Genomic DNA, 15,413 nt, shown 5'->3' with positions numbered 1-15,413 from the left:
ACACTGGGGCGATGAGCTCCTCCGTACCGCTGCGCACACCTTCGTCGCCGGGAGAACGCGTCGCCGCCGCAGTGCGCCGGCTGCGCCACGACCCGGGGACCGCGGACCTGCGCCGCTTCGAGCCGCTCGTCGCCCAGGTTGTGGAGGGCGCCGCCGCGTGGCGGTCGCATACGGACGGCGAGCTTTCCGAGGCCGCCCGCGCCCAGGTCGGCCTCGATCCTGACGACGATGACGCCCTGATCCGGTACCTCGCCGTCGCCTGTGAGGTGTCCCGCCGGCCGATCGGCCTCGAGCCGTACCCGGAACAGCTGCTCGCGGCCGTGAGCATGTTGCGCGGCCGGGTGGCCGACATGGCCACCGGTGAAGGGAAGACCCTCGTCGGTTTCCTCGTCGCCGCGGGATTCGCACTGGCCGGCCGGCGTGTGCACGTGCTGACCGCCAACGAGTACCTCGCAGGGCGCGATGCCGCGGCGGGCGCCGGGTTCTACGAGATGTTCGGCCTCAACGTCACGGCCGTGGCCGAGGACATGACCGACGTCGACCGGCGGCGCGCATACGGCAGTGATGTCGTCTACGCGACGGTGCAGCAGGTGGGGTTCGACGTGCTGCGCGACCGGCGGCGCACCGTCGAGGCGCAACGGCTGCTGCCGCCTCTGGACATGGTCGTCATCGACGAGATCGACGCGGTCCTCGTCGACGACGCCGTGGTGCCGCTGGTGATCGCGGGCAGCGGTGCAGACACGATCGTGGAGATTCCGGTCGCCGGCGCGGTCGCTGCATTGACCGAGGGAGTCGACTACGAGGTGGACGCCGGCGGCGCCGGCACGACGCTGACCGATACGGGCATCCGGTTCCTCGAAGACCGGCTCGGCGTGGACAACCTGTACTCCGAGGAGAACATCGAGCTGGTCACCGCCGCGTACGTTGCGCTGCACGCACAGGCCCTGGTGCACCGCGACGTGGACTACGTCGTCACGGGAGGGCAGGTGCGGCTCATCGACGACGCGCGCGGGCGGATCGCGCAGCGCCAACGCTGGCCGGACGGGCTGCATGCGGCCGTCGAACGCAAGGAAGGCGTGGCGGTGACCGCGCAGGCCGAAGTGCTCGACCAGATCCTCGTCGAGACGGTGGTGCGCGGCTATCGGGGCATCACGGGCATGAGCGGCTCCGCGCTGGAGGCGGCCGATCGCCTCGCCGAGGACCTCGACCTGCACACCGGGGTGATCGGCACGCATCACCAGTCGATCCGCATCGACGATCCGGACCTGCTGTACGCGTCCGCCGAGCAGCGTGACACCGCGGCGGCGGCCCGGGTGCGTGCGGCGCACGACGCGGGGCAACCGGTGCTGGTCGGCACCGGGAGCGTCGCCGACTCCGAGCGATTCGCGGCGTTGCTGGCCGACCACGGCGTGCACGCCGCCGTCCTCAACGCGAAGAACGACGCCGACGAGGCCGAGACGATCGCCCAGGCCGGACACCAGGGCGCGGTCACGGTGTCCACCCAGATGGCGGGCCGCGGGGTCGACATCCGACTGGGGCCCGGAGCCGCCGACGCCGGGGGACTGCTGGTGTTGGGTCTCGGGCGCTACGTCAGCCCGCGGCTGGACCGGCAGTTGCAGGGGCGCTCGGGGCGCCAGGGCGACCCGGGCCGCACCGTCTTCTACACCAGCCTGTCCGACCCGGTCGTCACCGAGAACGTCGCTCCGGTCCGGTCGCCGCGGTCGGTCGACGGCGACGGGCTCGTGCGCGATCGGCGATCGCACCGGCTCTACGCCCACGCGCAGCGCGTCGCCGAAGGCGCCCTCCTGCAGCTGCACCGCACGACCCGCAGCTTTCACACCGTGACCGACAACCAGCGGCTGAGCATCCTGCGCACGCGAGAACGCCTGCTCACCGAGCCTGGTGCGCTCGACGACCACCTGGCCGGCGTGTGGCCGGACGACCCGGATGCCGCGAGAAGGTGGACCGTGCCGTCCCGCCGAGGCCTCGCCGCGGATGTGGTCTTATATCAGCTCGATCGAGTCTGGACCCGGCACATGAACCACATGGTCGACGTCCGCGAAGGGATCCATCTGCGCCGTCTCGGACGGCAGGACCCGCTCGAGGAGTTCACGATCCTTGCCGCGCAGGACTTCCGGGGGCTCACCGAGGAGGCGGCGGCCGCGACCCGGGCCGCGCTCGAGGACGCCGACAGCGCCGACGCCGTGATCGAAGACCTCGGATTGCGGCGGCCGTCCGCGACATGGACGTATCTGGTCGCACCGGACACCTCCGAGTCCGATGCCGACCGTGCCGTCGCCTACTTCGCTTCGGCTCGCCGCGCGCTGTTCGGGAGATGACTGCCGCAACCGCGTGCGTTCACGCGGCGCGTCCCCCGGCGGCCGCGCGCATCGCCTCCGCAAAGCTCAGCGCCGGGCGACCCAACAGCGACGGCACGGCATCGCTCACGTGCTCGAGCTCGCCGTCACGGATCGCGGTGTAGGTGCTGATCCACGCGTCCACCAGCCACGCCGGCGCGTCATACACCGCGCGGCTGGAACGGGCCTCTTCCATCGTCTCGTCGACGAACCGGTGCGTACGCCCCGTCACCTCGGTGAGCGTCGCGGCGATCTGGCCGAGCGTGAGCGCCTGCGGCCCCGTGAGGTCGTAGCCGCGGTTCGCGTGCGGCCGCGGGTCGGCGAGGATGTGTGCGGCCACGGCGGCCACGTCCCGCTGCGACACTGCCGCCACGCGCCCGTCGCCGGCGGGGCCGCGGAGCGCGCCGTCGTCGCCCGCGAACCCGGCGATCGCCTCGGCGTAGAAGTTGTCCCGCAGGAACGTGAACGCCAGGCCCGAGTCGCGGAGGATCCGCTCGGTGGCGCCGTGGTCGCGGGCCAGCAGGAACCCGGCGCCCGAACCCGCCCCGCCGAACGACAGATACACCACCTGCCGCACGCCCGCGTCGACGGCGGCCTGCACGAACGACTGGTGCACCTCCACCCGGTCGGCCGACTCGTGCGCCGACACCATGAGCGCCGTGTCGACCCCGGTGAGCGCCGCGCGGCACGCGTCGCCCCCGAACTCGGCCTGGCGGACCTCGGCGCCCAGGACGTCCGGCGCTCGGGACGGGTCACGGACCAGCAGGCGCATCGGGAGCCCGGCGTCGGCGAGCAGGCGCGCCGCTATGCCGCCGACCGTGCCGGTCGCACCCGTCAGAGCGACGTCAGCCATGCGATTCTCCTTCGTCGCCGTCGCGCCGAAACGAGTCGTTTGTCGACGGGCACCGGCAGGGGTTCACCGTACGCGTCCGGCCCCAGAGTGGTGCCGCGTTCGCGGGTGGGGTGCAGGTCGCCGCAAGGGCGCCGTGGCCCGAGCGGTTGCTGCTCTGGTCAGGTCACAGCGCGAGCATGGCCGCGGCGACCTCGGCGGCGGTGGCGTCGGGGATCGCGGTGGCCGCCGACTCGAGGACGAGCAACCGGGCGCCGGGGATGTCGCGGGCCAGTGCCTGGCCGTTGCCGACCGGGAAAAACGGGTCGCGGCGCCCGTGCACCACCAGGGTGGGGAGCGCAATCGAGGTGAGCCGCTCGCGCCAGCGGGGCGCGCAGTCGAGAGCAGCGAAGACGGTGCCCATCTGGTTGGCCATGTGCACCGAGGCGGCGGCGCCGGGCGTGCGGTCCCAGATGCGCCCGGCGATCTCCCGGGCAGCCGCGGGATCGTCACCGAGGATCTCCGCACCCCGCGCCGCGAAGTCCGCCACCGCGGCGCGATCCGCCCAGTCGGGCATGGGCCGCGCGAACAGCGGCTTCATCGCGGCCGCGTCATGATCGGGCAGGTCGTCGTCGACAGGCCCGGGAGCAACGGGGCGCGTCCCGGCGAGCGTCAACGCGGAGAACGCCTCCGGATGGTCGAGCGCGGCAACCTGCGCGACCATCCCGCCGACCCCGATGCCCGCCAGGTGAGCCGGGCGGTCGTCGAGCGTGCGGGCGAGTGCGGCGGCGTCGGCCGCCAGGTCGCGCAGCGTGTACTCCGGCGTGGTGGGGTCGACGGTGGTGGAGGCGCCGGCGTCGCGCAGGTCGTAGCGCACGACGTGGCGGCCGCCGCGCGCGAGCGCCGCGCACAGCGAATCCGGCCACGACAACATCGTGGTGCCGCCGGCGAGCAGCACGAGCGGCGCCGCGCTGTCGCCGAAGTGCTCCACGCCGAGTTCGACGCCGCGCGCGGCCCGTGTGTGCGTGGTGTCGATACGATCTGCGCCGCTGGTCCGTGCACTGCCCGTCATCATTTCCCTCCTCGCCGGAAGCCGCGGACCGCGTGCCGGGCTTGCAAGTGGAGACATCCGGCGAGCGGGAAAGTCACCGCAGGCGTCACACAGTCTCCGTGACAGCCGCCTGCTGCGGTGGGCAGGAGAGGCGCGGGTTGCCCCAGGGATCTCTGCATGGCGTCAACGGCCGCGGTGTAGAGGGGGGTAGCGCTGCGGCGTTCAATAGCACTTTCGCGTATCATAAATGATACGATGTTGTTCGGAAGGGAGTGCACATCATGACCGGCACCAGCGCATACTGGCAGGACCTCGTGCGCGACCTCGAGGACCCCGAGTTCCTCCGTGAGTTTGTCGTCGAGTCCGTGCGCATTGCCACCATCGACCGCGTCGTCAACGCTCTCGACGACGCGCGCGAAGCAGCGGGAGTCTCCAAAGCCGATCTGGCACGAGCCATTCAGGTCGAGCCGGCGACGATCCGACGCCTCTTCGGCTCTGGGCGGCCAAACCCGACGTTGGGCACACTGGCCGAGGTCGCCGCCGCGCTCGGGGTGCGGGTCACCATCGAACCACTTACCGACGACGAGCAGACACATGTCACGGAACCGTTGCTCGCAGGCTGCACCGCGGACACCGTCGGGCTCGCGCACCACCTGCAAGCGCTTCGAACCGGATCCGCGAGCCCCGTCTGAGATCAGACGATCGAGCGTGGGTTCCGGTTGCAATACTCATGCCCCAGTGTGCGCACGGCCGCGTAGTCCGCGTCGCTCAATGTAGTGCGGAACGGCTTGTCGTGACCATCCACCACGACCAAGAGCCCCTTGTCGTGCCCTTTTGCCTCGTAGTCGAGTAGACAAAACAGCCGGTAGTGGTGTCGCTTCGGGCCGTCGATGCGGACTTCGAACCATCCGCGCATGGTGCCCTTCATCGCTTCCCAATACCGGCCTCCGGCGAACCGTTTCGGCGGAGCGGTCGCGACAGCGATGAGAACCGCGTTGGTCTTCGCACGTACTGACGGCGGCCAGGAGCGTAGTGCATCAAGCCCTGGCTCGGCCTGCTCAGGATCATCGCCCGCATGAGGCTTGAAATAGACGATGTCGTGTGGGTCGTCAGGAGATGGCCCCGTCCGCACTCCCGGCGCCGGGGCATTATTCCGCTTCTTCGGGCTCGCCATCGTCGGCAACGTCAGCGGCGGGCACCGACATTCGGCGGGGTGTAAGCGCCCTAGCGGGTACCTGCTGCTGGAGCAAATCTTCAACATGGTGAAGATCTGTCGTAGCGATTGCTTACGATGCCCGGCATGACCATCGAAGCAGTGCCTCGGGTGGAGGCGGTCGAGTCCGGCGCGACGAGTTCCGACGTCAGCAAAGAAGCATCCACGTGGGCCGCTGTCCACGGCGACGTGGAGTACCGGTGGCATCTCCTGCGCCAAGACCTCACGCGGCTCGCCGAGTGGATGGCTTTGCGCGGGCGCGGAACCGAGCAGCTGATCACCGCCGAGATTGAGGACGCCGCGCCGGGGGAACTGCAGGAACTGCGCGCTGGTGCGACCCCGGGAGGAATCGCCACGGCCGTACCGACTTGCAGACGGCTGGGGCCTTTTGGTCGAGCAGGCCCACGACCACCTGCGTGGCTCCGGGTGCGTCGTTCCGTGAGGAGTCGTCGCCGTCGCCGGACTCGCCTGGGGTGAGGAGAAGCTGCCACCGACCGCTCGCGCCGGTGGGCCGTAGCGGCTCCCCGGACAAGTCTGGTTGTGAGCGCCGGAACGCGGGCATTCACGCGGATCCCCGCATGGCGTCCACCGCCTCGCGCGTGCACGGCATCGGCTCGGGTTGTGCGCGCCAGTTGACGAACCACGTGATCGACCATTCCGGATCGATCGGGAGGTGGACGCTCGGCCCGATGAGGCCGCGGGCGATCGAATCCAGCGCGAGGAACACCGCGTCCGACCCGTGCACCAGATCGGCGGCGGCGACCGCGCCGAACGCGGACGACTCCGTCCACCGCGGTACGGCGCCGAATCGTGCGAGGTGGCGCGCCACGGTGGCATTCCAGTCGCTCATTCCGGGATCGATCGACACGATCGGGAACGCGGCGACGTCGGCGACCGTCACCGCGTCGTGATGGGCGAGAGGATGATCGGGCCCGAATACCGCCCTCACCCCCTCGCGGCACAGTTCCTCCGCCACCAGCCCAGGACCTCGCTCGCGAGGGCCCACCGACGCTGTCAGCTCACCGCCGACGAGCTTGCCGGCCACCTGCGAGCGCGGCACCGTCATCTGGTGGACGGCGGCATCCGGCAGTGCGTGGCGTATCGCGGCGAACATCCTGCGCGGCACCGTCAGTGACGGCTCGGTCACCTGGATGCGCACCTGACGATGGCCGCCGGTAGCGCGGGTGTCGTCGATCGCGCGGGCCACGTCGCCGAGTATGCGGCGTGCGCGTTCGACCAGCAGTGCCCCGGCCTCGGTCGGGACCACGGTGCGGCTGGTCCGGCGGAAGAGCACGACACCGAGACGGCGCTCGATCCGCGCGATCGCCTGGCTCAACGCGGGCTGCGCCATCGGAATCGAGGCCGCGGCGCCGGTGATGCTGCGTTCCCGCTCCACTGCGACCACGTACTCGAGATCGCGCAAGCTCATCGCATCCATCATGCCGACATGCTAGATGGGCGGCGTTTTGGTATTGGCGGATCGCCGCTTCCGCGGCCCAGGATGGACCCACGAGAACCGAGGAGATCCCGATGCGGGTTGCGTTGACTCTGGAGATGCGGCGGTCGCCCCACCGTGAGCAAAGCTGGACCGATCTGTGGGAGGACTGCCTGTGGACGTTCGAGCAGGCCGAGCGTCTCGGCTTCGATGCGCTGCTGGTCCAGGAGCACTTCTTCACCTCCGATGGATACGGCCCCTCCGTGCCCGTGTTCCTGAGCGCGCTCGCCTCCCGCACCACCACCGCGCGGATCGGCTCGTACATCTACATCGCGCCGTTGCACCATCCGCTCGCGCTGGCGCAGGAGACGGCGGTGCTGGACCAGCTTTCCGGTGGGCGACTCGACGTCGGTCTGGGAATCGGCCACAGCGTGGCCGAGTATCGCGCGTACGGAATGAGCCCTAGAACCCGGCCGTCACGCATGGAAGAGGTCCTCGACGTCTTGCCGCGTGCCTGGTCGGGGGAGAGATTCTCGTACGAGGGCCGATATCACCACCTGGAGAACGTCCAGGTGCAGCCGACTCCCGCACAGCAACCCCATCCGCCGATCTGGGTGGCTGCGACGACCAAGCCCGCGGCGGAGCGTGCGGGCCGCCACGGGGCGAATCTCGCCGCCGCCAGCGTCGACCCGGAGGTGCACGAGGCCTACCACGAGGCGCTCGCCACGGCAGGCTTCGCGCCCGGTTCGACCCGAGTGTCGAATCCGTGGAGCATCACCGTCACCGACGAGGATCCGGAGGCGGTGTGGGAGCGCAACAAGCACCACTACTTCCACCGGTGGGACTACTACCGGACGATCCGCTCCGAGTTCGGCGACCCCGACCTCGATTACGGGCTCGCACCGTCGCCGGACCAGTATCGCGCCAACGAGCTCATCGGTGACGCCGACGCCGTCCTCGCCGCGCTCGAACCGCACGTCACCGGCCTCGGCCTCACCGACCTCGTCCTCTTCGGACCCCATCCGGGGATCGACCTGCGCGGAGAGGGCTTCGACGCGCTGAGCAGATTCGCCGACGAAGTCCTGCCCACGCTCCACAAGTGGTGACATGTAACCGAAAGTCCACCAGAACACAGGAGGTCCCGCGATGACCGGCGGAGTGATCGACGCGCACATGCACCAGTGGAGTGTCACGGACAACGACTGGTACACCGCCCTGCAGCCGTTCTCCGAGCAGGTGGGAACGCCGTCGCTGTATTCGGACTTCCTGCCCGCCGACTACCGCGCCGCCGCCGGCGACCTGGACGTCGAAAAGTTCGTGCACGTCTCCGCCACCACCGCGCCGCGCGCCTACCTCGATGAGACGCGGTGGGTCGACGCGCTCGCCGACCGCGAAGGCCTCGACCTCGTCATCGTCGGCAGCGTCGACCCAGGCCTGGACGCCGACGCCATCGTCGCCGACCTCGAAGAACAGGCCCGCAGCCCGCGGTTCCGCGGAATCCGGGTGCTCACCGGGCTCGAACCGGAATCACCTGCCGCCGCCACCGTCCTCGACTGGCTCGATCGCGGCGGCCACGTCTTCGACCTGGTCACACAGCCGGAGTCGATGCAGAGATGGCTCGATGTGCTCGCCGGCCACCCGCAGTTGACCGTGTCGCTCGAACACACCGGCTGGCCCAGCGCCACCGACGCGGCCGGATTCGACGCCTGGCATGCGGCGATCCGCGCGTGCGCCGCCCGTCCGGGCATCACCTGCAAGGTCACCGGTCTCGGCATGGCCACCGCCGACCTCTCTATCGACCTGCTCCGGCCGTGGGTGGAGACAGCGATCGCCGAGTTCGGCTGGGACAGGGTGATGTTCGGCTCCAACATGCCGATCGAGACGATGGCGGGCACCTACCGCCAATGGATCGGCGCGCTACACGCACTGCTTGCCGAGGCGTCCGCCACCGAGCGCCGCCACTTCTACACCGACACCGCCGCTACGACGTACAGGATCCGATGACTGCCACTCCCGACTCCGCACATGACCGTGACCACGACGCTGCCCGCGACCCCGTCCACGACTTCGCCGGCCGGACCGTGCTCATCACCGGCGCCGCCCGCGGCCAGGGGCGCAGCCACGCGGTGGAGTTCGCGCGGCGTGGCGCGTCCATCGTCGCCGCGGACCTCTGCGCCGACGTCGACACCATCCCGTACCCGCTCGCGACCGTCGACGACCTCGAACAGACCCGCGCGCTCGTGGAACAGGAAGGCGCGCGGTGCCTGGCGGTGCGGGCCGACGTGCGCGACCCCGCCCGGATGCACGAGGTGGTGGACGAGGTGGTGCGCGCGTTCGGCGGCATTGACATCTGTATCGCCAACGCGGGCGTCGTCAGCTTCGGGCCGGTGGTGGAGCTGACCGACGCGCAGTGGTCGACGATGCTTGACATCGACCTCACCGGCGTCTTCCACACCCTCCGCGCCGTCGCCCCCGGGATGACCGCGCGCGGCTGGGGCCGGATCATCACGATCGCCTCCATGGGCGGGCGGGCCGGCACCCCCAACCTGGGCCACTACTCGGCGGCCAAGTGGGGCGCGATCGGGCTGACGAAGACCCTCGCGCTGGAGCTCGCCGGCACCGGGGTCACCGCCAACATCGTCTGCCCGGGCACCGTCTCCACCGACATGGTGCACAACCCGGCGATGTACTCGCTGTTCGCACCCGACATGGATTCGCCCACCCGCGAGCAGGTCCGCGGCCGGTACGCGCGCCTCAACCCGCTCGGCGAGCCGTGGACGGATCCGGCCGACGTCACCGCCGCCGTCGCATACCTCGCCTCGCCGGCCGCCCGGCATGTCACGGGGGAGACGCTCGAGATCGGGGCCGGCGTGTCCGCGCGGATGCCATAGAGACGGCGCAGATTCCACGGCGACGGCGCGTCTTCTCGCTTTGGTGTGACCCGGCGTTGGGTGGACTCTTGGTTGCTTGGGACCGGTGATCGCAGCCAAATGTCCACCAAACGCGGCGGCACCGCATCGGCTATCTCCTCGGCATCGCCTACCAGCGGGCGCACCAACTCGCCGCGGGCTGAACACCAGGGCGCTATCCGCCGGCGACTATCCGCGGGTGGCGAAGAACTCGGCGGCGCGAGCGGGCCAGGTGCCGACGTCGGCGGCGGTGCGCGAGACGTGCGCGTCGGCCTCGGGCAGTAGCTCCGCGAGCCGCTCGGTGGTGGAGACCGGATGGCCCAGGTCGGTGTCCCACGCCAGCAGCAGCACCGGGAGCGTGAGGCCGGTGAGTGCGTCAGGCTCGGGCAGGTCGCTGGCCCCGGCGCCACGCAGCACCGCGGGCAGCAGCGCCGGGTCCACCGCCGGGGCGGGCGCGGGGGCCTGGTTCGGGGCATCGGCGAAGATCTCCGGCACCGGCATGCTCTCCATCGTCGACACGGCGGCCGCCGGATCGGCCTCGATCGTGGCCGCGAGCTCGCCATAGACGGCCACCTGCGCGGCGCGCGTGGCCCAGGCGGTGGGCGGTGCGCCGAGCACGACGGAGCGGAACCGCTCCGGACGCCGGGTGAGCGCGTGCAGGATCGTCGCGGTGCCCATCGACACGCCAATCGCGTGTACCGGAACCCCCGGCGAGAACACGTCGGCGAGCGCGAGCAGGTCCTCGGCCAGGTTGTCCCACGTGTAGTCGGCCGGGTCGGCGCGGCCGGACGAGCCGCCGTGGCCGCGGGCGTCGTAGGCGATCAGCCGCAGGCCGGCGGCGCGCAGTGCGGCGGGGTCGATGAGCCCCGCCTCCGTCTCGTTGGCGCTGCACGACGACAGCCCGTGCGCGTGGAAGACCACCGGCCCCTCGCCACCGTGATCGGTGTAGGCGAGGGCGGCACCGTCGATCGTGATCGTGCCCGATTCGGCCATGCCCTCAGGGTAAACGCCCACGAGGGCGTGGACACGCAACGCGCCGGGGCACGTTCGGGCGCCGGCGTGGGATGCGCCCACAGCCCGATCAACAGGTGCGAATTCCGCAAAGCGCCGGTCCCACGGCCGGCGGATGCGGCAAGGTGGCGGTCAACACTGCTGAGGGGACGGCACATGCGCACAGTCAAGCGGTCGGCCATCGCGGTGGCGGCAATGCTCGCGGCCCAGGCGGCGTGGGTGGTCCCCGCCTCCGCCGCACCGCCGCCCGTGGTCACCGTGCACGTCGACGCCGCCGCCCGCGGCCGCACCATCCCCGCGGACTTCCTGGGCCTGTCCTTCGAGGCCGACCAGCTGCACCGCACGTGGACCGACCCCGCACGCAGCAATGTCGACGAGCTCATCGCCAACCTCGGCGCAGGCAACCTGCGCTTCTCCGCCAACGCCGTCGACAACACCGCCTGGCAGCCCGACGACGCGGCACCGCCGCCCGCGTGGGCCGACGCCGCCGTCTCCCCGGACGACCTGAGCCGCCTCGGAGCCTTGGCCGCGGCCACCGGCACCACCGTCGACCTCGGCGTCAACCTCGCCCACCGGGACCCGGCCGCCGCCGCGCAGGAGGCGGCGCAGGCGCAAGAGCGCATCGGCACCCGCCTGCGCTCCATCCAGATCGGCAACGAGCCCAACGTGTACCCGCTGGTCGGGCTGTTCGGCGGCGGAGAGCGGCCCCAGTACGTGGTGCCGCAGCAGTACATCCCCGACGCGCGCGCCTACCGCGACGCCATCGCCGCGGCGGCCCCGGGCACCCCCATCAGCGGGCCCGACACCGCCGGGGGAGCGGTGGGCAACCCGCTGATCGACCCGCACCTGCCCGCGGCGCTCGACCCGTGGCTCGACGCCTACATCGGCGCCTTCGGAGCGCCCGGCGCCGCGCTGAATCAGCACTACTACCCGTTCGTCAACACTGAACGCATGGGCTTCCCCCAGGCGCTCTCCGACGCGGTGGGCGGTCTGCCGACGGTGGACAAGCTCCTCTCCCGCGAGACCTCCGACAAGCAGGAGGCGTTCCTGCGGTACTTCGTCGCCAAGGCGGAGGGCGCGGGAATGGTGCCGCGCATCTCCGAAACCAACTCGGTGGCGATGGAGGGTCGGCCCGGGGTGACGGACACGTTCGGCGCGGCGCTCTGGACCGTCGACTACGTGATGACCGCCGCCCGTGAGGGCGTGGCGGGCCTCGACCTGCACGACCACATCGACGACTGCACGAGCTACTCGATGATCTGCTTCGCCGACCCTGCCGCCGCGGACGCCGGAGCCGCGCGCGTCAACCCCAATTACTACGGCGCGTACATGGTGGGCCGCATGACCGGCGGCGCCGTGCTGCCGGTGACCGTGGACGGCGACGCGCACGTCTCCGCGTTCGCGGTGCGGATGGCGGACGGGACGGTGCGGGTGATCGTCGACGACATGGAGCGCGGCTTCGACGGCACCGTCCGCGTGATCATCGACGGCGGGCCGGGCGGCGGGGCGACGGTGCAGCGGCTCGACGGCGAGTCCGTCGACACCGTCGGCGCCGCGACGTATGCGGGCATGACGGTGGCGGCCGACGGGTCGTTCGCACCCGGTTCCGCGTCGCTGCGGGCCGAGGACGGGGGCTACGCGGTGCGATTCGGCCGGCCGGGCGCGGTGCTGCTCACGGTGGGTTGATGCTCCGGGGGTGCTGTCCGCCAGGCTAGGGATTGCGGAAGGGATCCGGTCCGTCCCCTGACCGGCGCTGTCGCAGGTCGTCGGCGCCGCCGCGGAGGAAGCGCAGGTCGGATGGCGACGCGATTCCTTCCGCAATCCAGAGCTCCGCGAAAGGCCCGGCAGACACCCGGAAGGGCCGCGGTGACCGCGGAGGAATCCCGCGTACGGCTGTCACGCGGCATCGGCCACACTGGCACCCATGCGCATCGGGATCATCGGCGCCGGCATCGGCGGGCTCGTCGCCGCGGCCGGGCTGCAGGCCGACGGCCACGAGGTCACCGTCTACGAGCGGCGCGACGCGCCCGGCGCGGTCGGGGCCGGGCTGACCCTGTTCGGCAACGCGTTCTCCGCGCTCGACGCGATCGGCCTCGGCGGGCCCGTCCGCGCGGTGAGCGCCGACGCGCTGGGCCGGATGCGCTCCGGCCAGCGGCGCCCGTCGGGCGAGTGGCTGGTCTCCGTGCCGCCCGGATCCGGTCCGGAGGTGCGTAGCCTGCACCGCGCAGAGCTGCACTCGGCGCTCCTCGCGCGACTCGCGGCGGGAACGGCGCGCGCGGGGCGCACCGCCCAGGTCGACCCCGGCGGAGAGCCCGTCGTCACGGTGGACGGCGTGCCCGAGCGGTTCGACCTGGTGGTGGCCGCCGACGGGATGCGTAGCGGGGCACGCCGCACGTGGGGCCTCGACCGCGGCGTCCGCTACGCCGGATACACCGCCTGGCGCGGGGTCACTGCGTCGCGCGGGCACCTGGCCGACGAGGCGGGGGAGACGTGGGGCGCGGGCGCGCGCATCGGGATCGTGCCGCTGCCCGACGACCGCGTCTACTGGTTCGCCGTGCTCACCGCCGCGGAAGGCGCGGACTTCGGCGACGAGCCCGCGGTGTTGCGCGCACGGTTCGGCAGCTGGCACGCGCCGATCCCCGCGCTGCTCGACGCCACCCCGCCGACGGCATTGCTCCGCCACGACATCTACGACCTCGCCGCGCTGCCGCCCCGGTTCGTGGCGGGCCGCGGAGTGCTGCTCGGCGACGCGGCGCACGCGATGACCCCGGACCTGGGCCAGGGTGCCGGCCAGGCCATCGAGGACGCCGCCACCCTGGTGCTGCTGCTGCGCGGTGCGCGCCCGCTCGACGCGGCGCTGCACGAGTACGACCTATCGCGGCGGCGGCGCACCCGGACGCTCTGGCGCGGTTCGCGCCTGGCAGGCCGTGTGGCGCAGGCGTCCTCCCCGGCGGCGGTCGCGGCCCGCGACGCGCTGATGCGCGCGATGCCGGCGGGCGCGGCGGTGCGCGCGTCGGCGCGCATTGCGCGGTGGCCGCGGCCCTAGTCGCCCTGGGGCGGATTCTCCGGGGGAACCCGGATGCCCGTCTTGTCGACGCGTGGTTGGGTGGTGCCATGACGAACCCACACGGAACAGCCCCGGACCCGCCGACCACAGGCCCGCCGAACTCGCACCGTCAGGCAGAGCGCTGGCACCGCTACTGGGACAAGCACTCCCGCCACTACGACCAGTCGATGCAGCAGATGGACCGCTGGGTCTTCGGCGACTCGCGCCAATGGGCCTGCGGGCAGGCCACCGGCGACGTGCTCGAGGTGGCGGTGGGCACGGGCCTCAACCTGCCGCTCTACCCGGAGGATGCGGTGCTCACGGGCATCGACCTGAGCGAGGAGATGCTGGCGCAGGCCCGCGACAGGGCCGCGTCGCTCGGGCGCGACGCCGTCCTGAGCCAGGCCGACGCGCACGCGCTGCCCTTCGACGACGGCGCATTCGACACCGTCGTGTGCACCTTCGGGCTGTGCGCGATCCCCGACGTCGACCGGGCCGTCGCCGAGATGCACAGAGTCCTGCGCCCCGGCGGGCGGCTCATCCTCGTCGACCACGTCGTCAGCACCTCGCCTTTGGCCCGCGGCGTGCAGCGGGCGCTGGAGATCGTGTCGATCCCGGTGGGCGGCGAGCACTTCCGGCGCCGGCCGCACGACAACGTCGTCGCCGCGGGCTTCGCGGTCCAGAAGGCGGACCGGTTCAAGATCGGCGTGGTGGAGCGGCTCGTCGCGCGCAAGCCCGGGTAGCCGACCCGCCGACGGCCCGCTGGGGCTCTCGGCCGGCCCGATGGAGTTGCGGCGTCAGCCGGCTCCGCCGCCGAGGTTCGCTGCGGCCCAGGCGCGTCCCGGTTCCGGGTCGACGCCGAACTTCTCCGCATACAGGTCGTGGATCTCGATCCAGTGCTCGTGCGCCTCCGCCTCGGTGCGGTGCACGCCCGCCAGATGCGGCTCCAGCCGCGACAGATAGCACTCCCAGCCGGTGGCCGTCTGCGCCGCGGGCAGATCGTCGATGACGTGGGTAAACACGAGCCGGCAGCCGTCGCCCTGATCCGACAGTGCGAAGCTCTGCGGCTGGCCGGCGAACGTCCACTCCAGCCGGTGCGGCGGGCTGGCCTCCGTCACCGTGAGCACCGGCCCGCCCAGGTCGATCTCCTCGCCGGAGACGGGCGTCCACGGCGCGGCCGCCGGGAAGAACTGCTCCAGTTCGGCCGGCACGCTCACCGCCCGCCACACCCGCTCCACCGGGTAGGGGACGTCCAGCTCGAACCGGAGCGCCGGGCGGCCGTCGACCGTGGTGAGCGTGCCGTAGGCGCGGGGACGAGTCATGTGCGGTCCTTCCGGAGGGCGTGGTGCATAGCCTCGGACATAGGGTTCCTCGCAGGGTAGTCGCCGTCCTTGGGACGTTGCAGGCTGCCGTGCAGGTTCGGATGCAGTTCTGGAGGTGTGAGTTGCCCCTGCGATTCCGGAACTTCGACGTCACCCCCGAGGACCCGGTCGAGAAGTGGGGGGTCGAGGGCCTGGTGATTGTGATCGACCGCGGCTCGCTGGTGGATCGGCGGCGCGATT

Annotated in this window: 14 protein-coding genes; 8 read left to right on the top strand and 6 right to left on the bottom strand. The window is 71.6% G+C overall.

The features are described from left to right. Window positions 1-11: 11 nt before the first annotated feature. Complete coding sequence (locus tag FO059_RS09455) at window positions 12-2,339, top strand: preprotein translocase subunit SecA (RefSeq protein ID WP_143908275.1); 2,328 nt, start codon at window positions 12-14, stop codon at window positions 2,337-2,339. A 19-nt stretch (window positions 2,340-2,358) separates the two neighbouring features. Here FO059_RS09455 and FO059_RS09450 read toward each other — a convergent pair whose 3' ends face one another. Together FO059_RS09450 and FO059_RS09445 are read right to left on the bottom strand one after the other, a co-directional pair. Continuing rightward, window positions 2,359-3,210: an SDR family oxidoreductase gene (locus tag FO059_RS09450; RefSeq protein ID WP_143908273.1), complete on the bottom strand. Its 852-nt coding sequence runs from the start codon at window positions 3,208-3,210 to the stop codon at window positions 2,359-2,361. Between the two features lie 163 nt (window positions 3,211-3,373). Then, window positions 3,374-4,258 (bottom strand): alpha/beta fold hydrolase, encoded by an 885-nt coding sequence (locus tag FO059_RS09445; protein WP_143908271.1) that lies wholly within the window; start codon window positions 4,256-4,258, stop codon window positions 3,374-3,376. 260 nt (window positions 4,259-4,518) lie between these two features. On the opposite strand from FO059_RS09445, the gene FO059_RS09440 reads away from it, so the two are divergent. Beyond that, window positions 4,519-4,929 (top strand): helix-turn-helix transcriptional regulator, encoded by a 411-nt coding sequence (locus tag FO059_RS09440; protein WP_143908269.1) that lies wholly within the window; start codon window positions 4,519-4,521, stop codon window positions 4,927-4,929. A gap of 2 nt (window positions 4,930-4,931) precedes the next feature. Here the strand turns inward: FO059_RS09440 and FO059_RS09435 are convergent, their stop codons facing one another. Together FO059_RS09435 and FO059_RS18885 are read right to left on the bottom strand one after the other, a co-directional pair. After that, window positions 4,932-5,411, bottom strand: coding sequence for a hypothetical protein (locus tag FO059_RS09435; RefSeq protein WP_235671085.1), 480 nt, complete (start codon window positions 5,409-5,411; stop codon window positions 4,932-4,934). Between the two features lie 601 nt (window positions 5,412-6,012). Further along, window positions 6,013-6,879 carry a LysR family transcriptional regulator gene (locus FO059_RS18885; RefSeq protein WP_268968805.1) on the bottom strand — a complete coding sequence of 289 codons (867 nt, stop codon included), beginning with the start codon at window positions 6,877-6,879 and terminating at the stop codon, window positions 6,013-6,015. A 101-nt stretch (window positions 6,880-6,980) separates the two neighbouring features. Between FO059_RS18885 and FO059_RS09425 the strand changes: the two genes are divergently transcribed. From FO059_RS09425 to FO059_RS09415, 3 genes are read left to right on the top strand one after another with little or no spacing between them, the layout of a single operon-like run. Then, entirely contained in the window at window positions 6,981-7,991 is a 1,011-nt protein-coding gene (locus FO059_RS09425) for an LLM class flavin-dependent oxidoreductase (RefSeq protein WP_143908265.1), read from the top strand. Window positions 7,992-8,031: 40 nt separating this feature from the next. After that, window positions 8,032-8,889, top strand: coding sequence for an amidohydrolase family protein (locus FO059_RS09420; protein ID WP_143908263.1), 858 nt, complete (start codon window positions 8,032-8,034; stop codon window positions 8,887-8,889). Further along, window positions 8,886-9,776 (top strand): mycofactocin-coupled SDR family oxidoreductase, encoded by an 891-nt coding sequence (locus tag FO059_RS09415; protein ID WP_143908261.1) that lies wholly within the window; start codon window positions 8,886-8,888, stop codon window positions 9,774-9,776. The genes FO059_RS09420 and FO059_RS09415 overlap by 4 nt, the downstream gene beginning before the upstream one ends. A gap of 207 nt (window positions 9,777-9,983) precedes the next feature. On the opposite strand, the gene FO059_RS09410 is transcribed toward FO059_RS09415, so the two are convergent. Beyond that, window positions 9,984-10,787, bottom strand: coding sequence for an alpha/beta fold hydrolase (locus FO059_RS09410; protein ID WP_143908259.1), 804 nt, complete (start codon window positions 10,785-10,787; stop codon window positions 9,984-9,986). 174 nt (window positions 10,788-10,961) lie between these two features. Between FO059_RS09410 and FO059_RS09405 the strand changes: the two genes are divergently transcribed. The 3 genes from FO059_RS09405 (at window position 10,962) to FO059_RS09395 (ending at window position 14,594) form a co-directional block, all read left to right on the top strand. Next, window positions 10,962-12,491, top strand: a complete 1,530-nt coding sequence (locus tag FO059_RS09405; RefSeq protein ID WP_143908257.1) for a glycosyl hydrolase family 79 C-terminal domain-containing protein — start codon at window positions 10,962-10,964, stop codon at window positions 12,489-12,491. A gap of 238 nt (window positions 12,492-12,729) precedes the next feature. Further along, complete coding sequence (locus FO059_RS09400) at window positions 12,730-13,851, top strand: FAD-dependent monooxygenase (protein WP_143908255.1); 1,122 nt, start codon at window positions 12,730-12,732, stop codon at window positions 13,849-13,851. 68 nt (window positions 13,852-13,919) lie between these two features. Further along, the gene (locus FO059_RS09395; protein ID WP_143908253.1) at window positions 13,920-14,594 is read left to right on the top strand and encodes a class I SAM-dependent methyltransferase; all 675 of its coding nucleotides are present in this window, start codon (window positions 13,920-13,922) and stop codon (window positions 14,592-14,594) included. A gap of 54 nt (window positions 14,595-14,648) precedes the next feature. Here FO059_RS09395 and FO059_RS09390 read toward each other — a convergent pair whose 3' ends face one another. Continuing rightward, on the bottom strand, window positions 14,649-15,173 hold the full coding sequence (locus FO059_RS09390; protein WP_143908251.1) for an SRPBCC domain-containing protein: 525 nt from the start codon (window positions 15,171-15,173) through the stop codon (window positions 14,649-14,651). Between the last annotated feature and the right edge of the window lie 240 nt (window positions 15,174-15,413).

Origin of the sequence: Tomitella fengzijianii, assembly GCF_007559025.1 — a bacterium.
In the GTDB taxonomy this organism is placed as follows: Bacteria; Actinomycetota; Actinomycetes; order Mycobacteriales; family Mycobacteriaceae; genus Tomitella; species Tomitella fengzijianii.
This window is presented reverse-complemented; position numbering and strand designations above follow the sequence as displayed.